Source organism: Aeromonas sp. FDAARGOS 1403, from assembly GCF_019047325.1.
GTDB classification, from domain to species: domain Bacteria; phylum Pseudomonadota; class Gammaproteobacteria; order Enterobacterales; family Aeromonadaceae; genus Aeromonas; species Aeromonas dhakensis.
This window is the reverse complement of record NZ_CP077249.1, coordinates 1,849,415-1,871,996: the sequence shown is the minus strand read 5'-3', so window position 1 is coordinate 1,871,996 and position 22,582 is coordinate 1,849,415. Positions and strand designations below refer to the sequence as shown.

At 62.4% G+C, this 22,582-nt stretch carries 22 protein-coding genes; 7 read left to right on the top strand and 15 right to left on the bottom strand.

Going from position 1 to position 22,582, the window contains the following annotated elements; all coding sequences use genetic code 11:
* Window positions 1-131 precede the first annotated feature (131 nt).
* The 3 genes from cgtA to rplU form a co-directional block, all read right to left on the bottom strand.
* Window positions 132-1,334 (bottom strand): Obg family GTPase CgtA, encoded by a 1,203-nt coding sequence (gene cgtA, locus I6L33_RS08955; RefSeq protein WP_017763857.1) that lies wholly within the window; start codon window positions 1,332-1,334, stop codon window positions 132-134.
* Window positions 1,335-1,522: 188 nt separating this feature from the next.
* Entirely contained in the window at window positions 1,523-1,780 is a 258-nt protein-coding gene (gene rpmA, locus I6L33_RS08950; RefSeq protein ID WP_005304202.1) for a 50S ribosomal protein L27, read from the bottom strand.
* Window positions 1,781-1,797: 17 nt separating this feature from the next.
* Window positions 1,798-2,109: a 50S ribosomal protein L21 gene (rplU, locus tag I6L33_RS08945; protein ID WP_005304210.1), complete on the bottom strand. Its 312-nt coding sequence runs from the start codon at window positions 2,107-2,109 to the stop codon at window positions 1,798-1,800.
* 242 nt (window positions 2,110-2,351) lie between these two features.
* Between rplU and ispB the strand changes: the two genes are divergently transcribed.
* Window positions 2,352-3,323 (top strand): octaprenyl diphosphate synthase, encoded by a 972-nt coding sequence (gene ispB / locus I6L33_RS08940; protein ID WP_010634945.1) that lies wholly within the window; start codon window positions 2,352-2,354, stop codon window positions 3,321-3,323.
* 77 nt (window positions 3,324-3,400) lie between these two features.
* On the opposite strand, the gene I6L33_RS08935 is transcribed toward ispB, so the two are convergent.
* The 10 genes from I6L33_RS08935 to I6L33_RS08890 form a co-directional block, all read right to left on the bottom strand.
* Entirely contained in the window at window positions 3,401-3,589 is a 189-nt protein-coding gene (locus I6L33_RS08935) for a DUF2065 family protein (RefSeq protein WP_042049546.1), read from the bottom strand.
* 129 nt (window positions 3,590-3,718) lie between these two features.
* Window positions 3,719-4,603, bottom strand: coding sequence for a protease modulator HflC (hflC, locus tag I6L33_RS08930; protein ID WP_005304220.1), 885 nt, complete (start codon window positions 4,601-4,603; stop codon window positions 3,719-3,721).
* 3 nt (window positions 4,604-4,606) lie between these two features.
* Window positions 4,607-5,758: an FtsH protease activity modulator HflK gene (gene hflK, locus I6L33_RS08925; protein ID WP_005304223.1), complete on the bottom strand. Its 1,152-nt coding sequence runs from the start codon at window positions 5,756-5,758 to the stop codon at window positions 4,607-4,609.
* Window positions 5,759-5,849: 91 nt separating this feature from the next.
* The gene (gene hflX, locus I6L33_RS08920; protein ID WP_005304225.1) at window positions 5,850-7,136 is read right to left on the bottom strand and encodes a ribosome rescue GTPase HflX; all 1,287 of its coding nucleotides are present in this window, start codon (window positions 7,134-7,136) and stop codon (window positions 5,850-5,852) included.
* A 63-nt stretch (window positions 7,137-7,199) separates the two neighbouring features.
* Window positions 7,200-7,463, bottom strand: coding sequence for an RNA chaperone Hfq (hfq, locus tag I6L33_RS08915; protein ID WP_005304228.1), 264 nt, complete (start codon window positions 7,461-7,463; stop codon window positions 7,200-7,202).
* 70 nt (window positions 7,464-7,533) lie between these two features.
* Complete coding sequence (gene miaA, locus I6L33_RS08910) at window positions 7,534-8,451, bottom strand: tRNA (adenosine(37)-N6)-dimethylallyltransferase MiaA (RefSeq protein ID WP_254204976.1); 918 nt, start codon at window positions 8,449-8,451, stop codon at window positions 7,534-7,536.
* Between the two features lie 93 nt (window positions 8,452-8,544).
* Complete coding sequence (gene mutL / locus I6L33_RS08905; protein WP_216973917.1) at window positions 8,545-10,419, bottom strand: DNA mismatch repair endonuclease MutL; 1,875 nt, start codon at window positions 10,417-10,419, stop codon at window positions 8,545-8,547.
* A gap of 230 nt (window positions 10,420-10,649) precedes the next feature.
* Window positions 10,650-12,215, bottom strand: a complete 1,566-nt coding sequence (locus I6L33_RS08900) for an N-acetylmuramoyl-L-alanine amidase (protein WP_216973916.1) — start codon at window positions 12,213-12,215, stop codon at window positions 10,650-10,652.
* Window positions 12,206-12,679 (bottom strand): tRNA (adenosine(37)-N6)-threonylcarbamoyltransferase complex ATPase subunit type 1 TsaE, encoded by a 474-nt coding sequence (tsaE, locus tag I6L33_RS08895; RefSeq protein WP_005304245.1) that lies wholly within the window; start codon window positions 12,677-12,679, stop codon window positions 12,206-12,208. The genes I6L33_RS08900 and tsaE overlap by 10 nt, the downstream gene beginning before the upstream one ends.
* A gap of 8 nt (window positions 12,680-12,687) precedes the next feature.
* Window positions 12,688-14,199 carry an NAD(P)H-hydrate dehydratase gene (locus tag I6L33_RS08890; protein ID WP_216973915.1) on the bottom strand — a complete coding sequence of 504 codons (1,512 nt, stop codon included), beginning with the start codon at window positions 14,197-14,199 and terminating at the stop codon, window positions 12,688-12,690.
* A 186-nt stretch (window positions 14,200-14,385) separates the two neighbouring features.
* Here I6L33_RS08890 and queG point away from each other — a divergent pair, with 186 nt between their 5' ends.
* Both queG and ppgK read left to right on the top strand, forming a co-directional pair.
* The gene (gene queG, locus I6L33_RS08885) at window positions 14,386-15,513 is read left to right on the top strand and encodes a tRNA epoxyqueuosine(34) reductase QueG (protein WP_216973914.1); all 1,128 of its coding nucleotides are present in this window, start codon (window positions 14,386-14,388) and stop codon (window positions 15,511-15,513) included.
* Window positions 15,514-15,596: 83 nt separating this feature from the next.
* Window positions 15,597-16,352, top strand: coding sequence for a polyphosphate--glucose phosphotransferase (gene ppgK, locus I6L33_RS08880; RefSeq protein WP_005304254.1), 756 nt, complete (start codon window positions 15,597-15,599; stop codon window positions 16,350-16,352).
* A gap of 105 nt (window positions 16,353-16,457) precedes the next feature.
* On the opposite strand, the gene I6L33_RS08875 is transcribed toward ppgK, so the two are convergent.
* The gene (locus tag I6L33_RS08875; protein WP_216973913.1) at window positions 16,458-16,913 is read right to left on the bottom strand and encodes a hypothetical protein; all 456 of its coding nucleotides are present in this window, start codon (window positions 16,911-16,913) and stop codon (window positions 16,458-16,460) included.
* Window positions 16,914-17,384: 471 nt separating this feature from the next.
* Between I6L33_RS08875 and metN the strand changes: the two genes are divergently transcribed.
* The 4 genes from metN to rfaH all read left to right on the top strand — a co-directional run bounded on the left by metN (window position 17,385) and on the right by rfaH (window position 20,485).
* The gene (gene metN, locus I6L33_RS08870; RefSeq protein WP_216973912.1) at window positions 17,385-18,428 is read left to right on the top strand and encodes a methionine ABC transporter ATP-binding protein MetN; all 1,044 of its coding nucleotides are present in this window, start codon (window positions 17,385-17,387) and stop codon (window positions 18,426-18,428) included.
* Entirely contained in the window at window positions 18,409-19,062 is a 654-nt protein-coding gene (locus tag I6L33_RS08865) for a methionine ABC transporter permease (protein WP_011704854.1), read from the top strand. Before metN ends, I6L33_RS08865 begins: the two co-directional genes overlap by 20 nt.
* Window positions 19,063-19,087: 25 nt before the next feature.
* Window positions 19,088-19,888 carry a methionine ABC transporter substrate-binding lipoprotein MetQ gene (metQ, locus tag I6L33_RS08860; protein ID WP_005304269.1) on the top strand — a complete coding sequence of 267 codons (801 nt, stop codon included), beginning with the start codon at window positions 19,088-19,090 and terminating at the stop codon, window positions 19,886-19,888.
* Window positions 19,889-19,984: 96 nt separating this feature from the next.
* The gene (gene rfaH / locus I6L33_RS08855; RefSeq protein ID WP_019840631.1) at window positions 19,985-20,485 is read left to right on the top strand and encodes a transcription/translation regulatory transformer protein RfaH; all 501 of its coding nucleotides are present in this window, start codon (window positions 19,985-19,987) and stop codon (window positions 20,483-20,485) included.
* A 95-nt stretch (window positions 20,486-20,580) separates the two neighbouring features.
* Here the strand turns inward: rfaH and I6L33_RS08850 are convergent, their stop codons facing one another.
* Window positions 20,581-22,557: a methyl-accepting chemotaxis protein gene (locus I6L33_RS08850; RefSeq protein ID WP_054544633.1), complete on the bottom strand. Its 1,977-nt coding sequence runs from the start codon at window positions 22,555-22,557 to the stop codon at window positions 20,581-20,583.
* Window positions 22,558-22,582 lie beyond the last annotated feature (25 nt).

Sequence of the window (22,582 nt, the reverse complement as noted above, 5' to 3'; positions counted from 1 at the left end):
CAGGCAATAAGTGACATAAGAAATATATCTATATGGTGATCCAGTCGATCCCCATAAAAAAACCGGAGCCTGGCAAGGCTCCGGTTTTTCAGCGGCGGGTGGCTGCACTGCGCTCACCCGCAGGATGAGGGTCAGTCACGCACGTAGATGACTTCCACGCCATCATCGTCTTCGTCGTCCCAGTCATCGTCGTCCAGCGACTCGTCAAACGCCTTGGAGGCAGCCAGCGCATCCGCTTCGGCCTTGGCCAGCTGGTTCTTGTGGTAGTCGTCCCACTTGAACTCCACCTTCTCGATGGCTTCCTTGGCATCTTCCGCCAGCTGACGGGGCATGGTATCCAGCAGATCAAGGATGTCGTAGCAGACCTTCTTGGTCCCTTCCTTGCTGATGGCGGTGATGGCGTAAACCGGCCCTTCGTGGTTCAGGGCGGCCTTCACGCGCTCCATCACTTCACCTGCCTCTTCTTCTAGGATCAGGTCCATCTTGTTGAACACCAGCCAGCGTGGTTTGCTCGCGAGCTCCGGGCTGTACTTCTCCAGCTCGCGGACGATGGTCACGGCATTCTCGGCCGGATCGGAGCCATCCACCGGGCAGATATCCACCAGATGGACCAGCACGCGGCAGCGCTCGAGGTGCTTGAGGAAGCGGATACCGAGGCCGGCGCCTTCGGCAGCACCCTCGATCAGACCCGGAATGTCGGCAATGACGAAGGAGCGGGAGTTCTCGCCACGCACCACGCCGAGGTTAGGCACCAGGGTGGTGAAGGGGTAGTCGGCCACTTTCGGACGGGCCGCAGAGACGGCGCGGATGAAGGTGGACTTGCCGGCGTTGGGCAGGCCCAGCATGCCGACGTCGGCCAGCAACAGCAGTTCCAGCTTCAGGGTACGTACTTCACCCGGGGTGCCGTTGCTCTTCTGGCGCGGCGCACGGTTGACCGAGCTCTTGAAGCGGGTATTGCCAAGACCGTGGAAGCCGCCCTTGGCAACCAGCAGCTTCTGCTCGTGGTGGGTCAGATCCCCCAGCAGTTCGCCGGTATCTTCATCGGTCGCACGGGTACCGACCGGCACGCGCAGGATCTTGTCCTTGCCGCGACGACCGGTACAGTTGGCGCTCTGGCCATTCTCGCCACGCTCGGCGGCATGGAAACGCTCGAAACGGTAGTCGATCAGGGTGTTCAGGTTTTCATCGGCAACCAGATACACGTCGCCACCGTCACCGCCGTCACCGCCGTCCGGGCCGCCGTTCGGAATGTACTTCTCCCGGCGAAAGCTCACACAACCGTTACCACCGTCACCGGCATCGACTCGAATCTGGACTTCATCAACAAACTTCATAGGTAACCGTCACCTTAATTCGAAAAACCGATACGCCATTATAGTGGTACAGACCCCTGCGGGCGATACGCATCTTGCCAGTCGCCCCTTCAGAGCCAGGGTCGGCTGCGTGCCGTTTTTTCGTCAACTACATCAGAAAAACAAAAGCCCCGCCTGTTGGCGGGGCTTCGGATCCTTGCGGTCCGTAATTACTCAGCAACGATGCTTACGTACTTACGGTTCAGCGGACCTTTGACTTCGAACTGCACCTTGCCGTTCGCGGTAGCGAACAGGGTGTGGTCCTTGCCCAGACCAACGTTCTCACCAGCGTGGAACTTGGTGCCGCGCTGACGAACGATGATGCTGCCAGCCAGAACTGTTTCGCCGCCGAAACGCTTCACGCCCAGGCGTTTAGCTTCTGAATCGCGGCCGTTGCGGGATGAACCGCCAGCTTTTTTGTGTGCCATCTATCGTACTCCTCTAATTAAGCGCTGATGCCAGTGATTTTGACTTCAGTGAACCACTGACGGTGGCCCGCTTGCTTACGGTGGTGCTTACGACGACGGAACTTGACGATAGTCACTTTCTCGCCACGGCCGTGAGCCACAACTTCAGCTACAACCTTGCCACCTTCAACGAAAGGAGCACCTACTTTAAAAGTGTCGCCTGCAGCAACCATCAGCACTTCGTTGAAGTCGATGGTAGCGCCAGTCTCAACGTTCAGCTTTTCCAGACGAACGATTTGACCTTCGGCCACACGGTGTTGTTTTCCGCCGCTTTGGAATACCGCGTACATTTGATTAACTCCGTAAAGGCGTGTCTTTTGCTCAAGGCCAGACACGCGCAAAAACCTATAACAATGGGCGGGCATTCTACGCAAATCGATTTGCTCAGGCAAGGCCAATTTAGCAAAAAGTTTATTTTGTGCGCATATCTGCCGCCGTGAATAAACGCTTAACTGTAACCCATTGTGAAATCGTGTAGAATCCCCGCCATTGCTAAAATCGCAGTCATCACTGCCGTCACGTTACGAGACTTATGGACCAACAGACTATCCGTGCGCTCTGTGCCGCCGACATGACGGCGGTCAATGAACTGATCCTGGCTCGACTCCAGTCCGATGTCAGCCTGATCAACCAGCTGGGTTTCTATATTGTCAGTGCAGGCGGGAAACGGATGCGCCCCATGCTGACCGTCATGGCCGCCCGCGCACTGGGATATGAGGGTGAGGATCACCTGAAACTGGCTGCCATCATCGAATTCATTCACACCTCCACCCTGCTGCACGACGACGTGGTCGACGAATCCGACCTGCGCCGCGGCCGGGAGACCGCCAACGCCATGTTCGGCAACGCCGCCAGCGTGCTGGTGGGTGACTACCTCTACAGCCGTTCCTTCCAGATGATGAGCGAGCTCTCCAACCTGCGGGTGATGGAGATCCTCTCCGAGGCCACCAACACCATCGCCGAAGGGGAAGTGCTGCAGCTGATGAACTGCAACGACCCGGATACCACCGAAGAGAGCTACATGACGGTCATCTATTGCAAGACCGCCAAGCTGTTCGAAGCCGCCACTCGTCTCGCCGCCGTGCTGACCCATCAGCCCGCGCCCATCGAGCAGGCGATGACCGACTACGGCAAGTATCTGGGCACCGCCTTCCAGATCATCGACGACGTGATGGACTACTGCTCCCAGAGCGACGAGATGGGCAAGAACGTGGGCGACGATCTGGCCGAAGGCAAGCCGACCCTGCCGCTGTTGCGTGCCATGGAAGTGGGTAGCCCGGAAGAGCGCCAGCTGGTGCGCGACGCCATCGAGCACCGCAACGGCATGGAGCACCTCGACCGGATCCTGGCCATCCTCGACCGTACCGGCGCGCTGGAGTACTCTCGCATGCGAGCCCGGGAGGAGGCCGACAAGGCCATCGCGGCCCTCGCCATCCTGCCTGACTCCCGGCACAAGCAGGCACTGGAAACCCTGGCCCACATGGCGGTGCAGCGCAGCGCCTGATGCCAGCCGGCAGACAATAAAAAAGAGGCCCTCTGGCCTCTTTTTTATTGTCTGGCAAACACAGCCAGGCTCATCCTTTAACGCGCCAGCGCCCACAAGATGACGGCCCCGGCCACCACCAGACAGCCGCCGATGCGGCGCAACTGCTCGGCCGGCTGATCGCTCAGCAGCCGCAACATCTGCTGCCAGGCGCGCGGCATCAAGAGCGGCCCCAGCCCTTCGAACAGCAGCAGCAATCCCAGCCCCACCAGGATGGATGTCAGCATACAACCTCCTTTCTCGTCTGAATGCGCCCCAACCACAAGCGCTTCACACACAGCCCCCCCGCTGCCAGCCGATGACCGGCAAACAAAAGGGCCTGAATCATCAGGCCCTTGGGTCAAATCACGACGTGCTTACTGCTTGCTGCCGTGCGGCGACTTGAGGTAGCGGAAGAACTCGCTGTCCGGCTTGAGGACCATCAGGTCATTGCCACCGGCGAAGCTCTTGCGATAAGCCTCCATGCTGCGCACGAAGCTGAAAAACTCGGGGTCTTTCTTGTAGCTGTCGGCATAGATCTTGGCGGCCTCGGCATCCCCTTCACCACGCAGCTGACGAGCATTACTCTCGGCATCGGCGATCATGACGGTCACCTTGCGGTCGATGTCGGCACGCAGGATCTCGGCCTGTTCGCGGCCCTGGGAGCGATGCTCACGGGCTACCGCGGTCCGCTCGGCACGCATCCGCTGATAGATGGAGCTGGAGACTTCCACCGGCAGGTTGATCTGCTTGATACGCACATCCACCACCTTGATGCCGAGCTCGGAGGAGCGCGCCATCTTCATCAGAGCATCTTCCATCACGGTACTGCGCTCGCCAGAGACGATGTCCTTGATGGTGCGATTACCAATTTCGGAACGCAGACCGTTGTTGATCTTGCGCTTGAGCAGGTCTTCGGCCTGGATCTTGTTCCCACCGCCGGTCGCCAGGTAGTACTTGGAGAAGTCCTCGATCTTCCACTTCACGTAGGAGTCGATGATGAGGTCCTTCTTCTCGGAGGTGACGAAACGATCCGCCTGCCCTTCCAGGGTCTGGATACGGGCATCCATCTTGCGAACCTGGTCGATGAGCGGCACCTTGAAGTGCAGGCCCGGCTCGTACAGACGCGGCTCGCCGGATTCAACCCGCTTCACCTTGCCGAACTGCACCACGATTCCCTTCTGGCCTTCATCGACGATGAAGACCGAAGAGAAGCAGACCATGGCGGCCACAGCGATGACACCAATAGCTAGCTTTTTCATCTATCAGTTTCTCCCTGAGCTGAAACGGTCGCCGCTGCGCAGCGGGGTCGGCGTGGAGTTGGCCCCTTCGTTGGACGGCGGGGTCTGTTCTACCACAGGCGCACCTGCCGGACGAGCCGGTTGCACCGCATTGGCCTTGCCGGAGAGCTTGTCAAGCGGCAGGTAGATCATGCTGTTGTTGCCAGCCGGCATGTCGACCACCACCTTGTTGGCCTGCTGATAGAGCTCTTCCATGGTTTCCAGGTAGATACGATCACGGGTCAGCTCGGGCGCAGCCTGATACTGGGGCAGCAGCTCGTTGAAGCGAGCGACTTCACCCTTGGCCTTCAGCACGATCTGGGACTTGTAGGCTTCAGCCTCCTGCTCCAGGCGCTTGACCTGGCCGCGGGCCTTCGGCTCCACTTCACGGGCATAGGCTTCGGCTTCACGAATGAAGCGCTGTTCATCTTCCTGAGCGGAGATGGCGTCATCGAACGCATCCTTCACCTCTTCCGGCGGACGCGCCGGCAGGAAGTTGACGTCGACGATCTGCAGACCCATGTGATAGGGCTCGATGATGCTGTCGATCACCTGCCAGGTCTCCTGACGCACCTTCTCACGACCCGTGGTCAGCACGTCGTCCATCCGGGTATGACCCACCACGTAGCGCAGGGCGCTGTCGGTCGCCTGACTCAGGCTCTCGTCGGCGTTGGTGACGCTGAACAGGTACTGCTCGGGATCGACCACGCGATACTGCACGTCCATCTCGACCCGCACCACGTTCTCGTCCTGGGTCAGCATGAAGCCGGAGGCCGGCAGGGAACGGACCGACTCCACGTCCACCGGGATCACCCGGTCGATGAAGGTCGGTTTCCAGCGCAGGCCCGGATCCACGTTGTGGGAGTACTCGCCAAAGCGCAGCACCACGCCACGCTCGGCTTCGCGAATGGTATAGAAGCCGCTGACGACCCATACCACTACCGCCACCACCAGGGCGATGGAGAGGCCGAACTTGCCGACGTCACCACCACCCGATTTGCCGCCACCCAGCAGACCACCAAAACGGCGGCTCACCTTGCGCAGCATCTCGTCCAGATCAGGGGGTCCCTGATTCTTGCCGTTGTTCCCCCAGGGGTCACGGTCTTTGCCGTTATTACCAGGCTCATTCCAAGCCATCAGCGTCTCCATTAATACATGCGGATGGATATCATCTCTATCGGGCCATCAATCGTTGATGAAGCCAGCAAACATTCATCTCATCGACGAATCAATGCCTGATAAAGCGTTGTAAACTCTCACCTTCTTGCTTCACGAGGCGGTTCCAGTCAGCCAGTTGCAGGCGGACTTCCAACACAAAATCCCCCTCCTCGCTGAAACCTTCCTGCTCGATGCCCTTGAGGCGATAGAGCGCACTGCGCAATCTGGCGGCCGAAGGGGGCAACTGCAGGGTGTGGTGCACCATGGAGCCGGCCAGCAGCTCGGTCAGGGCAACAAACAGATCGTCACACCCCTCGCCGGTCTGGGCAGACAGCCAGACCCGCACCGGGCGCCCCTCTTCGTCCCGCTCCAGCCCGACCGGGTGTTCACCCAGCTTGTCGATCTTGTTGCAGATCATCAGCTGGGGCCGGTCATCGGCTTCGATCTCGGCCAGCACCTGCTGCACCGATTCGATATTCTCCTGCATCTGCTCGTCGGCACAGTCCACCACGTGCAGCAGCAGATCCGCTTCGCGGGTCTCCTGCAGCGTCGCCTTGAAGGCCGCGACCAGATCATGGGGCAAGTGTCGAATAAATCCAACTGTATCCGCCAGAATCACATCACCCACATCCCGGATCACCAATTTGCGCAGGGTCGGATCCAGGGTTGCGAACAATTGGTCGGCAGCATACACGCTGGCAGCTGTAAGTTGGTTGAACAAAGTGGACTTTCCGGCGTTGGTGTAACCCACCAGAGAAACGGTCGGCACCTCGTTGCGGTTGCGGGCACGACGTCCCTGTTCCCGCTGCTTGGCCACCTTGTCGAGCCGGCGCAAAATCGCCTTGATGCGTTCACGCAACAGGCGGCGATCGGTTTCCAGCTGGGTTTCACCCGGGCCGCGCAGGCCGATCCCCCCCTTCTGACGTTCAAGGTGGGTCCAGCCTCGCACCAGGCGAGTAGAGAGATGGCGCAACTGGGCCAGTTCGACCTGCAACTTGCCTTCGTGAGTACGGGCACGCTGAGCGAAGATATCGAGGATCAGGCCGGTCCTGTCCACTACCCGGCACTGGAACAGACGCTCCAGGTTGCGCTCCTGGGCAGGGGTCAGGGCATGGTTGAAGATGACGACGTCGGCGTCCAGCATCTGGACCTGGGACGCGATCTCTTCAGCCTTGCCGCTGCCGACAAAAAATTTGGCACTGGGCGCACTGCGGCTGGTGGTGATCACCCCCAGCGCATTGACCCCGGCCGAGCTCACCAGCATCTTGAGCTCTTCCAGATCCTCCCGCTCACCCTCATCACTGAAGTTGACATGTACCAGAACGGCCTGTTCGCCGGCTTCATAACGGTCAAACAAGCGCTTGCTCCTTGACAGGAATCATGATGAATCTGGGTTGACGAGTCGCCTCGTCCCGGGATATCACGCCTCGGCTTCACCCTGCTCTTCGCCAGCCGCGCCCTGGGCGTGCTGGTGATGGTTGACGGCACGGGCCGGCACCACGGTGGAGATGGCGTGCTTGTAAACCATCTGGCTCACGGTGTTCTTCAGCAAAATGACAAACTGGTCAAACGATTCGATCTGACCCTGCAGCTTGATGCCGTTCACCAAATAGATAGAAACAGGAATCCGCTCACGGCGCAGCGCATTCAAAAACGGGTCTTGGAGAGATTGCCCCTTAGCCATCTTCTTTTCCTTATAGTTTGTTGTTTTTAAACACCGGATATCAATATAACAACCTGATTATACAGGAGTGTCAAGCCACTCCGGCACGGGCGACGACCCTTGCCAGATTGCCAGACTCACCAGATTCCAACCAGGTCACATCAGACCAACCGCGCAACCAGGTCATTTGACGCTTGGCCAACTGGCGGGTGGCAACAATTCCGCGATAGCGCATCTCATCATACTCCACTTCCCCCGCCAGGTAGTCCCACATTTGGCGGTATCCCACGCAGCGGATGGAGGGAAGATCCGGGGTGAGATCGCCCCGTTGGTAGAGGCCCCTGACCTCCTGTTCAAAGCCACCCTGCAGCATCTTGTCAAAGCGCAGCTCGATGCGCTGGTGCAGCACGGCGCGATCGCTCGGTGCGATGGCAAACTGCAGCACCCGGTAGGGCAACCCCTCCCCCTGCACCTGGGTCAGCTCGGTGAGGGTCTTGCCGCTGATGCGGTAGACCTCGAGCGCCCGGCTGAGCCGTTGCGGGTCATTGGGATGGATGCGGGCCCCGGCCACCGGGTCGATGCGCACCAGCTCATCGTGCAGTGCCTGCCAGCCAAGGCGGGCGGCTTCCTCCTCGATGCCGGCACGAATGACGGGGTCGGCGGAGGGCAACGGAGATAGTCCCTCCAGCAGCGCCTTGAAATAGAGCATGGTGCCGCCCACCAGCAGCGGAATGCGGCCGCGATCGGCGATCTCTTTCATCTCCCGCAGCGCATCGCGGCAAAAATCGGCCGCCGAATAGCTCATGGCGGGATCCAGGATGTCGATCAGCCGGTGCGGCGCCTGCGCCAGTTCGGCCGGCGTAGGCTTGGCGGTGCCGATATCCATGCCGCGATAGATGAGCGCGGAATCCACGCTGATGATGTCGCAGGGCAGTGCCTGGCACAGTTCGATGGCGAGATCCGTCTTGCCGGAGGCCGTCGGCCCCATCAGAAAAATTGCAGTCGGCAAGTCAGCCACGTGAAAAACTCCCCTTGCATGGTCGCCCCCCCTTGGTGGCGCACCTGCAAAAAACTGGTTTATGGATTCAAGAGGGCATTTCCCTCAATGGCCATCGGCGAACTCGGCCAGCACGCTCGCCAGTGACAGCGGGCGCACCATGCGAACGTCTGCCAGTTGGTCACTGAAATCGGCAACAAGTTCCGTCAGCAAGCGGTTGGCCGTGGCAAAATCATATACTTTTTCGCGACTTATCCCCTGCTCCACCAGCCATTGGCATAGTACTTCAGCCTGCTGGCCAGCATCACTGTCAGATCCGCTCTCGATCAGTTGCAGCAATTCGGGTAATAAGCGCACCAGATCGGTCTGGCGCAGCAGCGCCGGCACCCGAGTCAGGATCATGGTGTCGCGCCCGCCGCTTTTCAACTCCAGCCCCATCCGTTTGAGCAAACGCTCCTGCGTTTCCACCAGCGCGACCAGGTTTTTCGGCAGCTTGAAGGAGACCGGCAGCAGCAGCGGCTGGGCCGCCAGCCCCTGGCCCCAGGTTTCCAGCAGCCAGTGGCGCAGCAGCAGGCGCTCGGCCCGCACCAGCGACAGCAGGGCCAGCCGGTTGTCTCGCTCCAGCAGCAGATAGGCCTGCTCCACCAGGGTCAAGGCCCGCCACGCCCCCGCCTTGGCCGCCACGGCGGCAACAGGCATGGTTTCAGCCTCTGCCAGCGGCGTGTCCTGCACCGTCGGCAGGGTGGTGAGCAGCGCGCCCATGCCGCGCATCGCCTCCCGGCTGGGGGGCTCGGGCGGCTGGTAGTTGCCCGCTCTCACTGCACCACTTCCTTCCCGCACTTCCCGGGCCGGGGCCCGGTAGTTGTGCTCGGCGCCATACCACTCGGCTCTGGGCGCCTGACCCGGATACTCGATAGGGGCACTGACCGGCAGCTCGACCAGGGTCTCGGCCAGGGGTTGGTCGCTCCCGTCGCTTGCCGCCCCTGGCTGGCGCAGGGCGGTAAAGAGCGCCTGAAAGATGAAGTCGTGAATGAGGCGCGCCTGATGGAAGCGCACCTCGTGCTTGGCCGGATGGACGTTGACGTCCACCTGACGCGGATCCAGCTCGATGTAGAGCACGTAGGCCGCGAAGCGATCGGTCGGCAGCAGTTCGTCATAGGCCTGGCGAATGGCGTGGTTGATGAGCTTGTCGCGCATCATGCGGCCGTTGACATAGGTGTATTGCAGATCGTTCTGCGGTCTGGCGCCGGCGGGCGTGGCCAGCCAGCCCCACAGCCGCACGTCGCTGTGCTCGCTCTCCACCGCCAGCGCGTGGTGCATGAAGGGAGAGCCGCACACCGCGGCGAGCCGGCGCTCCTGCTCCGCCACCGTGTTGGCGGCCTTGTACTGGCGCACCACCTTGCCGTTGTGGCGCAGGATCAGGGTGACGTCGAAGCGGGAGAGCGCGATGCGGCGCACCAGCTCGTCAATGTGGGCAAACTCGGTCTTTTCGCTGCGCATGAACTTGCGCCGGGCCGGGGTGTTGAAGAAGAGATCCACCACCTCCACAGTGGTGCCCACCGGGTGGGCCGCCGGCTTGACGGTGACGCTCATCTCGCGCCCTTCGGCCTGGGCCTGCCAGGCTTCGGACTGCTCCGCCGTGCGGGAGGTAAAGGTGAGACGGGAGACCGAGCTGATGGAGGCGAGCGCCTCGCCGCGAAAGCCCAGGCTGTTGATCCCTTCCAGATCGTCGAGAGTCGCCACCTTGGAGGTGGCATGGCGCGACAGCGCCAGCACCAGCTCATCCTTGGCGACGCCACCGCCATTGTCGCGAATGCGAATAAGCTTGGCACCGCCCTTGTCGATGTCGATCTCGACCCGGTCAGCGCCCGCATCCAGGCTGTTTTCCACCAGCTCCTTGACCACGGAGGAGGGCCGCTCCACCACCTCACCGGCAGCAATCTGGTTGGCCAGAATCGGCGGCAATATACGGATTGGCATCGCTTACTCCTGCTGGTTGAACGGGATGGCAGTGGCAACCGCACCGGCTGGGCGCCACGCCGCCGTATCACAGCCCATGCTCGTCTGGCTGGCCAGCACAGGGGACAAGGTACGGATTGGCATCGCTTACTCCTGCTGGTTGAAGGCACGGGTAATCGGCGGGGCTCGATGACGGTTCACCGGGCCCGCCCCTGCCACCGGCAGGGACGACCCCGGCGTCTCATCCAGCGCTATTTTTGCGGAATATAGAGCACCTGCCCTATCTGGATGTCCCGCGACTTGAGCTTGTTGATCTCCACCAGCCGCGCCTGGCTGACCCCGTATTTCTCGGCAAGCCGGGAGAGGCTCTGCCCGCGGGTGACCACATGACGGAGCATGCTGGCCTTGTCATTGCTCTGCACGCTGGTCACCGGGACGCTCGGCTCCTTGGCTGCCACCACGTAGGGCTTGATCACCCCGGCGCCGGACGAGGATCCACCGACGCTGCTGACCGGCGCCCCGCCGTCGCTGCTGCGGTTCGGTTCGGTGGCCGGCATCCGGTTGGTCACCACCTGCTGCACCGGCTGCGCCGCCGGTTTGCTGACGGCGACCGGCTTGCTGGCAGGGGCGGGTCGGCTGACCGCGGCCTGCTTGTTGCTGGCCTGCCCCTTGCCGGTGAGCATGGCGCCCTTGGTCGGGTGAGCCCGGTAGTAGTTGCGGATCCCCTCGAAGATGGCACGGGCCAGTTGATCCTGATAGCTGGAGGTCGCCAGCAGCTTCTCTTCGGCGTGGTTGGAGATAAAGCCCGTCTCCACCAGCACGGAGGGAATGTCCGGCGCCTTCAACACCGCCAGGCTGGCGTGCTCTGGCGCCTTCTTGTGCAACCTGGCCACCCGGCCCAGCGAGCGCAGGATCTGGCGGCTGACGTCATAGCCCTCGGCCCTCGACTTGTCCATGGAGAGGTCGAGGAAGGTCTGCGCCAGGTAGGGGTTGGGATCGGATTCGGCCAATACCTTGCCAACGCCGCCAAGCAGCTCACCCTGTTTCTCCTGCTTCTCCAGCCAGCTGCCCATCTCGCGGTTGGCACGGTTGGTCGACAGCACCCAGACGGAGGCGCCGCGCGGGGTCGAGTTGTGGAAGCTGTCGGCGTGCACCGACACCAGCAGGTCGGCCTTGGCCTTGCGGGCAATCTCGGAGCGCTTGTTCAGATCGACGAAGTAGTCGCCGCGCCGGGTCAGCACGGCGCGCATGCCGGGTTCGCGGTCGATGAGGGCGGCCAGTTTCTGGGAGACCGCCAGGGTCACCCGCTTCTCGTAGGTACGGCGCGGACCGATGGAGCCCGGGTCTTCCCCGCCGTGGCCCGGGTCGATGGCGATCACCACCCCCTTGCCCTTGCCACCCACCGGTGCCGCCTGAGCGGTGGCGGAGGACTTCTCTTCATAAGGCAGGTCGATCACCAGCCGGTGGCCGTAGGGGCCGGCCGGCGCCAGCGGAAAGACCACCGGCTTGATGGCTGAACTCAGGTCCAGCACCAGCCGCAGCCCGCCTTTTTCCAGCGGCGAGCTCTCGCGGATCTTGCGCACCAGCTCGCTCTTGTTCTCGATGCGGGCCAGGTTGGTGACGTTGCTCGCCCCTTTCAGGTCAATCACCAGCCGGTCCGGACCGGTCAGGGTGAAGTAGTTGTAATTGGGGGCGCTGCTCATGTCGAGCACCACCCGGGTGTTGTCCGGCGATGGCCACACCCGCACGCTCTTGAGCTGATTCGCCCAGGAGGGTAAGGCCAGCAGGGAGAGGGCAATAACAAGGATCAAGCGCACGTAGATGACAACCGTTCCAGAATGGCTTCGCCAATAGCAGTGCGGGCGTCAATCTGCACCTCGCGCTGCTCGTTTGCATAACTCAGGGTGATCTCGAGATCCGGCGCAGGCAGCCAGCCGTCGCCCTTTTCCGGCCACTCCACCAGACAGAGGGTGTTGGCGCCGAAGTAGTCGCGGATCCCCATGAACTCCAGCTCTTCCGGGTCGGCCAGCCGATAGAGATCGAAGTGGTAAAGCTGCCAGTCGGCCAGCTCGTAGGGCTCCACCAGGGTGTAGGTCGGGCTCTTGACCTTGCCCTCATGACCCAGCCCCTGCACCCAGCCACGAGTCAGGGTGGTCTTGCCGGCCCCGAGGGCCCCGTGCAGGAAGACAGTGGTCGCCTGCTGGCAGGCGTGGGCCAGACGGCCACCCAGTGCCACGGTTGCTGCCTCGTCCGGCAGTGTCATCATCAACTGTTTTGCCATGTTCTTCTTTAGCTTGTTATGGTGTCGGGATTAACCAGTCGACGGATAAAGGGCAGCAGGTCTGATGCCAGCATGCCCCGCTCTCCGTCTACAGCGGCCAGATCGGCCGCTTCCCCGTGGATCACGGCGCCCAGTCGGGCTGCCTCGGCGGCAGACCAGCCCTGGGCCAAAAGGGCGGCGATTATACCAGATAACAGGTCGCCCATGCCGCCACTGGCCATGCCGGGATTGCCCTCGTTGCAGAGCGCCATCCCCTTGCCGTCGTGGATCAGCGTCCCCGCCCCCTTGAGCAGCACCACACCGCCGAAGCGCTGCTGCAGACGCTGCACCGCGGCAAAGCGATCCGCGGCGATCTCGGCAATGGTGCAGCCCAGCAGGCGGGCCGCCTCGCCCGGATGGGGCGTGAGCACCCAATTATCCTGATGACGGGGACATTGCGCCAGCCAATTCAATCCATCGGCATCCAATACCAGTGGCACCCGCTCGTTAACAAATGACTCAAAATGGCGCCGACCCCACTCATCCTGACCCAGCCCTGGTCCCACTACCCGCACCGAGGCCCAGCTTTCCTCCCCCCCGGCCTGACTTCCCATCAATTCGGCCTGATAGAGGCTGGCAGGCAGGTGATCAGGATGCTGGCACACCCGCACCAGACCGGCACCGGCCCGCAGGCAGGCGCGCGCGGCCAGCACGATGGCCCCCTGCATCCCCGCATTGCCCCCCACCAGCAGCACCTTGCCGTGGGAGCCCTTGTGGGACGAGCGCTGGCGCGGCGTCAGCCTGGCGCGCAGAGAAGGATAATCGACGCGCTCGGCGGCCGCCTGCCACTCGGGTGGCGCGGTGACGCCGAGGGTGTCGCAGTCGAGTCGACCGACGCAATCCACCCCGTCGGCGGTGAGCATGCCCTGCTTGATGCCGATGAAGGTGAGGGTACGGCTGGCGCGCACCACGGCTCCCATGGCGCAGCCAGTATCGGCATTGAGGCCGGAGGGGAGATCCACCGCCAGCACGGGCACCTGCAAGCCATTGATTGTTGCGACGATCCTTGTCATGAGCGGTGACAGCCGGATATGGACACCGGTGCCAAGCAGTGCATCTATCACCAGATCCGGGGCCGGCAGCCGGTCGAGCTCCCGCTCCTCGGGCGACACCACTGTGCCCCCCATCGCCAGCCACTCGTCGGCTGCCCGCCTGGCATCCCCCGTCAGCTCGGCGGGATCCCGCACGGCAATCACCTGAGGCTCAAGACCAAGCTGTCTCGCCAGGCGGGCCAGCACGTAGCCGTCGCCACCGTTGTTGCCGGGGCCGGTAAAGATCCACCAGCACCGGCTGTGCGGCCAGTGGTGGGTGGCGTAGGTCCGCAGCGCAGCGCCGGCGCGCTCCATCAGGGCATAGAGGCGCAGCCCCTCGCGTTCGGCCCACTCCCGCTCCAGGGCACGGATCTGTTCAGTCCGCCACAGTGATTGTGGTAAGCTCTGTCCCTCTTTCCCGCTGATAGCATCCCCGATGACCTGTTCCATGACGGCTCCTGACTCTCATCCATTGATCCGGTCCGGCGGGCACCGGGCTCATGATGCAGTATGACGGCGGCAAACGCCCCCATCGGTTAACCTTGGCAGCAAGCCCCCAGAGATGCGATACAGCATGACAGTACACTCCCATCCCGGTGCACGCTCAGGCCGCCCGCCAGCAGGACCGGCAGCGCCATGACCACGGCCGAACTCCATCAACTGGCCCAAGATATCAAGCTCTGGGCGAGCGAGCTAGGATTCGACCAGGCCGGCATCACAGACACGGATCTCACCCTCGAAGAGCCCAGGCTGCAAGCCTGGCTGGACGCTGGCTATCACGGCAGCATGGACTACATGGCGCGCCACGGCATGATGCGGGCCCGTCCCCACGAGCTGCTGCCGGGTACCTTGCGGGTGCTGTCGGTGCGGATGAACTATCTCCCGTTCGAGGCGGGCTTCGCCGCCACCCTGCGCGACCCCACCCTCGGCTACATCAGCCGCTATGCCCTGGGTCGCGACTACCACAAGCTGCTGCGCAGCCGGCTCAAGCAGCTGGGGGAGCGCATCGAGCAGCGCTGCGAGGCGCTGGGCTGGCGCCCCTTCGTCGACTCGGCCCCCATTCTGGAGCGGCCGCTGGCGGCCAAGGCCGGCCTCGGCTGGGTGGGCAAACACTCGCTGCTGCTCAACGAGTCGGCGGGATCCTTCTTCTTTCTGGGGGAGCTGCTGCTCAGCCTGCCGCTGCCGCTGGATGCCCCGGTGGAGAAAGAGCAGTGCGGCAAGTGTGTGGCCTGCATCAACATCTGCCCCACCGGCGCCATTGTCGCCCCCTACGTGGTGGATGGCCGCCGCTGCATCTCCTATCTCACCATCGAGAACGACGGCCCCATCCCCGAAGAGTTCCGGCCGCTGATGGGCAACCGCATCTATGGCTGTGACGACTGCCAGCTCATCTGCCCCTGGAACCGCTACGCCAATGCCAGCCCTGAGCCCGACTTCAGCCCGCGCCCCAATCTGCACCGCCCGCCCCTCTTGACCTTGTGGGGCTGGAGTGAGAGCGAGTTTCTCAAGCACACGGAAGGCAGCCCCATTCGCCGCATCGGCTATCAGCGCTGGCGCCGCAACCTGGCGGTGGCCCTTGGCAACGGCCCGGCCAGCCAGGAGGTAGTGGTGGCCCTGCAGCAGGCGCTGACTGAAGCCGAGCCCATGGTGGCCGAACATATCGAGTGGGCGCTGGCGACCCTGGCCCGGCGCCAGCAGGATGACAACAAAAAGACCCGCTTGCTGATCCGCTGCATCGAAAAAGGTCTGCCGGATCACGCATAGACGATCTGCCCCTTGCCGGATCCAGGTCATTTTTTCATGCTCTGCCGACGGTCGATGGTCGGCACAACAAAAGGAACAAGCTGATGCAGATGTTGGGAGTGGATATCGGTGGTTCGGGGATCAAGGGATGCCTCGTCGACACCGCAACGGGCGAGCTGATTGGCGAACGCCACCGGCTGGTGACGCCGCAGCCGGCCACCCCGGCCGCCGTGGCGCATACCCTCAAGGCGCTGGTGGAACACTTCGACTGGAAGGGCCCGGTGGGCTGCGGCTTTCCCGCCACCATCCACAACGGCATCGCCAAGAGTGCGGCCAACATCGACAAGAGCTGGATTGAGACCGACGTCGCCCATCTGTTTGGCGACGTGACCGGCCAGCCCTGCCACGTGCTGAACGACGCCGATGCGGCCGGTCTGGCGGAGATGCGCTACGGCAACGGCCGGGATCGCCAGGGGGTGATCATCCTCATCACGGTCGGCACCGGCATCGGCACCGCCGTGTTCGTCAACGGCCAACTGCTGCCCAACACCGAGCTGGGTCACCTGATGCTGGAAGGGATGGTGGCCGAGCACTACTGCTCGGACGCGGTGCGCAAGCGCGAGGATCTCTCCTGGGGCCGCTGGGGCAAGCGCTTCAACAAGTACCTGGCCCGCCTCGAGTTTCTGTTCTCCCCCGACCTCTTCATCCTGGGCGGCGGCAGCGCCGCCAAGCTCGACAAGTTCATCGACAAGATTGAGACCCGGGCCCCGCTGGTGGCGGCCGCCAACCTCAATCAGGCCGGTATCATAGGCGCCGCCCTGCACGCCGCCGAGCTGACCGCCGCCCGCCAGTCGGCATGAGCCCGTCGTGAACAACAAACAGCAGAGGCCCGGCATTGCCGGGCCTCTGCTGTTTTCCCCGCACATTTTTCACTATGCGCCGCACACCTCGACAGCGGCCATCCCCTAGAGGTCGTCGAGCCGATGGGCGCCGTGCACCAACCGGGTCAGACGGGTCTGCTCCTGCGTGGCCAGGCCATCGAGCAGCCGCACCGTCTCCTCGGTCGGACACTCCCGGGCCAGATGGCTGAGCTCACCGATGAGTTTCTCCTCCTGCCGGCACACCAGCTGCACTATGTCCTGGGTCTGGGCCGTGGCGGGCAGGCTCAAGCGCCGGATCCCGGGCAGCAGATCCTCGCTGAAGCCCAGCTCCAGCCAGGTCTCCTTCACCCCTTCGCCAAGTTCGCTCAGGTAGTCATCCAGCTGGGTACCAGCCGCCTCCTCCCGCTGCTGCAGATAGGCCAGCAGCAGCCGGCTGCGCTCGCCATCCACCTGGGTCATGAGACGCCCGTAACAGAGTCCAAGCTGGTGATGCACCTGCTCCAGATAGAGCAGCAAGTCTTTGATTTGTTGAAATCGCATCAGGTTGCCCTCCTGTATGTCGTGCCCATTCAGTATAAAAAACAGGCTATTGCAAGCCAAGCCAAAGCACGGCCCTTGTTGTGCTGCATCAAGAAGCCGGCCAAGAAAGCAGCGATCGACACAAAATGGAATGATTTGTGCCAACCCGGAGGGAGTAAAAGGATGAGCAGCTGAATCCGTCTCACGACTAATAAAGGAAGTGATAATGGTGCATTTGCCATCTGATATTCGGCAATCCTACTACACTGCCAAATACAATATTGATGTGAACCGGATCACCGTCGGCGTTAGTCAACCAGTGGCAATCCTTAGCATTTTTTTAGACGTCTAGATGTATAAATGCGCGTTGACATGGCCATCCAGACATCTTAGCATCATCCTCCATGATGACAGAGCAACCTAGTGAAACCTCTGCCCAATTCACCCGCCTGTAGCGCCCTGTGCTTTAAGGCTGTTAGCACGGAAGAATCCATGATTAAGTTGATCGGTCTCAACAAAGTCTACGGTAAAGGCAGTGATGCCGTGCACGCCCTGCGTGATGTCAGCCTGCATGTGCCGCAAGGAAAAATTTTCGGGGTGATCGGTGCCTCCGGTGCCGGCAAGAGCACCCTCATCCGCTGCGTCAACCTGCTGGAGCGCCCGACGGATGGCCAGGTCATCGTCGACGGCCAGGATCTGGTCGCCCTGAGCGAGCGGGATCTGACCCAGGCCCGCCGCCAGATCGGGATGATCTTCCAGCACTTCAACCTGCTGGCCTCCCGCACCGTCTCCGCCAACATCGCCTTTCCGCTGGAGCTGGCGGGCTGGAGCAAGGACAAGATCAAGAATCGGGTCACCGAGCTGCTGGCGCTGGTCGGGCTGGAAGCCCGCGCCCACGCCTATCCGTCCGAGCTCTCCGGCGGCCAGAAGCAGCGGGTCGCCATCGCCCGGGCGCTGGCCCCGGCCCCCAAGGTGTTGCTGTGCGACGAGGCCACCTCGGCCCTCGACCCGCAGACCACCCGCTCGATCCTGACTCTGCTCAAGGAGATCAACGTCAAGCTGGGGCTCACCATACTGCTCATCACCCACGAGATGGACGTGGTGAAGGGGATCTGCGACGAAGTGGCCATCATCAGTGACGGCCGTCTGATCGAGCAGGGCGAAGTGGCCTGGTTCTTCAGCAATGCCAAGACCCAGCTGGCGCGGGATTTCATCCACTCCACCATCCACCTGGAAGTACCCCAGGAGTATCAGGATCGGATGAGTAGCGACCGGGTACCCGCCAGCTATCCGCTGGTGAAGCTCGGCTTTACCGGCAGCACGGTCGACACGCCGCTCATCTCGGAGGCGAGCCGCCGCTTCAACATCGACATCAGCATCCTGAGCGCCGACATCGAGTACGCCGGCGGCGTCAAGTTCGGCTTCCTGCTGGCGGAACTGTTCGGGGATGAGGCCCAGTGCGAGGCTACCCAGCAGTTCTTCATCGACAACCATATTCAGCTGGAGGTAATGGGTTATGTCCGAAGCAATGATTAATCTGCTGTTCACGGCTCTGGGCGACACCCTCATCATGGTGTTTGCCTCCGCCCTGTTTGGCTGCCTGCTCGGTCTGCCGCTCGGCGTGGCGCTGCACGTGACCAAGGCCGGCCAGATCCTGGCCAACCCGCTGCTCAACCGTACCCTGGGCATGGTGGTCAACGTGGGTCGCTCGGTGCCCTTCATCATCCTGCTGGTGGCCATCATCCCGCTGACCCGGCTGATCGTCGGCACCAGCATCGGCACCATCGCCGCCATCGTGCCGCTGACCGTCGGTTGCATCCCCTTCATCGCCCGCCTGGTGGAAGGGGCCCTGATGGAGGTGCCGGACGGCCTGCTGGAGGCGGCCAAGGCGATGGGCGCCAAGCCATTGCAAATCATCACCAAGGTGCTGCTGCCCGAGGCCCTGCCCGGCATCCTCAACAGCGTCACCATCACCCTCGTCACGCTGGTGAACTACTCCGCCATGGCTGGTGCCATCGGGGGCGGTGGACTGGGCGATGTGGGTATTCGCTACGGCTATCAGCGCTTTGACCCGACCGTCATGCTGGTGACCGTCGTGATCCTGGTAGTGCTGGTTCAACTCATCCAGAGCGCGGGTGAGCGCCTGGTCAACAAATGTGATCATCGTTAATCGTCGATTTCTGACAGGAGGTTTTATGAAATTTGGCATCAAATCCGTTGCGGCTGCCCTGCTGGCTACCCTGGTACTGGCCGGTTGCGGTCAAAAGGAAGAGAACAAGACCCTGAAGGTGGGCGCCATCGCCGGCCCCGAGACCGAACTGGTTGAAGTGGCCGCCAAAGTGGCCAAGGAGAAATACGGTCTGACCGTCGAGGTGGTCAACTTCTCCGACTACGTCACCCCGAACGTGGCCCTGAACGATGGCAGCGTTGACGTCAACGCCTTCCAGCACAAGCCCTATCTGGATGCCCAGATCCGTGATCGCGGCTTCAAGCTGGTGCCGGTCGGCAACACCTTCGTCTACCCGATCGCCGGTTACTCCAAGAAGATCAAGGCCCTCTCCGAGCTGAAAGATGGTGCCCAGATCGCGGTGCCGAACGATCCGACCAACCTGGGCCGCTCCCTGATCCTGCTGGAGAAGCAGGGTCTGCTGAAGCTCAAAGAGGGTGCCGGTCTGGAAGCAACCGTGCTGGACATCGCCAGCAACCCGCGCAACTTCAAGATTGTCGAGCTGGAAGCAGCCCAGCTGCCGCGCTCGCTGGAAGACGTGGACTTGGCCATCATCAACAACACCTTCGCCGGTCAGATCGGCCTGACCCCGACCGAGAACGGCCTGTTTGTTGAGGACAAGGAGTCCCCCTACGTCAACCTGATCGTCGCCCGCGACAACAACAAGGACGACGAGAAGGTCAAACAGTTCGTACAGGCCTTCCAGACCGACGACGTCTACAAGAAAGGGCTGGAGCTGTTCAAAGGCGGCCTGGTGAAAGGTTGGTAATCACTCACTCGGCAAAAAAGGCCACGCAATGCGTGGCCTTTTTTATTGCTGCCGCTATCATATCGGCGAGCACGGCAACACGAACATATTCATCACATGAAAAAATGGTATCTGGCCTACTGCAAGCCAAAAGAAGAGGCCCGCGCCCGCGCCCATCTCGAAGCCCAGGGGATCGAGTCCTACTATCCCATGGTGGAAATTGAAAAACTGCGGCGGGGCAAGCGAGTCCCGGTGCGGGAGCCCATGTTCCCCAACTACCTGTTCATCTACGTGGATCTGGAAGAGGTCACCCCGGTCACCCTGAAGTCCACCCGCGGCATCAGCCGCATCATCCACTTCGGACGGGAGTGGACCGCCATCAACAGCCAGCTGGTCTATCAGCTGATGAGCCGGGACGACAGCGACGAGGCGCGCGCCAGTTACGCCAACCTGCCGACCCAGGGCGACAAGGTATTGATAGAATCCGGTCCGCTGGCCGGCTTCGAGGCCATCTATCTGGAGCCGGATGGCGACAAACGCGCGATCCTGCTGGTGAGCCTGCTCAATCAGGAGACCAGCAGCAGCTTCGACAACCAGTCCTTCCGTCGACTAGACTGACCCGCCAGGCCAGAGCAACCATCTCTTGCCAGCAAGGCTGAAAAGAAACGGGGCAGGCCAAGCGGCCTGCCCCGTTTTCATGCTCTCTCTTAGCCTCAGGCATCCAGCTCGAAGCGGCTGATCACCGCCGTCAAGCGGCCGGTATCCTGCGCTAGCCTGGCCACTATCTCCTCCCCCTGCTGGCTACGCTGGCTCGACTGCCGGCTGAGCCCGGCGATCTCCTCCACCGTGCCCGCCACCTCCTGCGCCACCCGCGACTGCTGCTCGGTCGCGGTGGCGATGGCCCCTAGCTGACCCGACAAGTCCTGCACCAGCTGCAACATGGCGTCCAGGGTAGCGGTCACCGAGTCGACGGCGCCGCGCCCCTCCTCCACCAGCCGGGTACCGCTGCCGACCGTGTTGACGGTCTGGCGGGTCTGCTGCTGGATGCTGGCGATGGTCTGGCTGATCTCCTCGGTGGACTGGCTGGTGCGGCTCGCCAGCAGCCGCACCTCATCGGCCACCACCGCAAAACCGCGCCCCTGCTCGCCGGCCCGCGCCGCCTCGATGGCGGCGTTGAGCGCCAGCAGATTGGTCTGCTCGGCGATGGTGGCGATCACCTCAGTGACGCGTCCCACCTGCTCGCTCTGGCTGCTGAGCTGGCCCATCGCCTCGTTCGCCTGGGCAATCATGGCGGCAATCTGCTGCATGGTAGCCGTCATGCGGGCCAGCTCGTGGCCCCCCTGGCGGGTCTGCTGTTCGGCCTGCTGGGCGGCCCGCGCCGCTTCGGCGATATTGCCCGCCACATCCCGGGTACTGACCGACATCTGCTCGATGGCCGCCGCCACCGTATCGACCCGCTGATTCTGGCTCGCCAGATCGGTAACGATGGCGCGGGTGGTGCTGCTCACCTCGCCGCAGGCCCCGTCTACCTGCCCCACCGCCCCCTGGATCTCCCCCACCAGCTGGCGCAGCTGGCCGGACATCTGGTTGATGGAGCCCGTCAGCCCGCCCAGCTCATCCTGGCTCTGCACCGGCAGGGGACGGGCCGGCAACCGACCATTGGCCACCTGATCGGCCCGCAGCACCAGGCTGGCGATGTCCCGGGTCAGGCGCCGGCTGAACAGCAGCGCCACCAGGGTACCCAGCACGATCACGGTCAGGGTGGCCAGCAGCAGGGTGCGATTGATGGCCTGACCGGCACTGGTCATCTTCTGGCCCATGCTCTGTACCTCGGCACGGGTCTCTGTCACCTGGCCGGCCAGCTGGGTCGCCAGCTGGCCGAGTGCGGGCTCAATCTCGGTCGCCATCAGGTAATTGGCCTGATCCCAGTCCGGGGCCTGACGCTTCTCGATCACCTGGCCCACCAGCTCGGCAAAGGGGGCCGACATCTCCTCGAACAGCGACCAGATCCCTTTCTGCGCCTCGGTAAAGTTGGCCTCTTGCTGTTTCAGCTCGGCCACCCGCTGCTGGTGGAACTGGTAATAGTCCTGGTATTTGGTGCGATAGTCCGGATCCCCCGAGATGAGGAAGTCACGCAGGGCGGAGAGCGCATTGGAAAGGCCGTTGTAGGCATCCCCCACCTGCTTGAGCAGCAGGCGACGATCGCCGGGCAGCTGATCCTGCGGGGTCGCCACCTCTTCGTTGGCAAAGGACTGCAGCTGATCGAGGGCAGACTCTGCCAAAGGCCCCGCCTCCTGCAACATCAGGGTATGGGCGGGCAGATTTTCGTCGGTCTGGGCGATATCCCACACCTTCTGTTGGCTGGTCTTGAAGGCCTTGAGCGAGCGGGCAAGCTCGGCGGTGAACTGCTGATGCTCGATCACCTGCCAGGCCCCCTCCCACTCCTGTTTGAGGCGGTCGGCCTGCGCCGGATCCTTGCCCAGGATGAGATAGGCCCGCAGGGAGGATATGGTCGCCACCAGCGCCTTCTGGCTGGCCTCATCCCGTTGCAGGGCGGGCAGGGCCTGCTCCATCAGAGCGCTGCCGGCCTGTCCGATGCGGCCGAGCTGGTGGTAGACCAGGCTGGAAGAGAGGATCACCAGCAGATTGATAAAACAGAAGCTGAGCAGCAGCTTGCTTGAAATTTTCATGAACGTCCTTGTTTCTTTGCGGGCA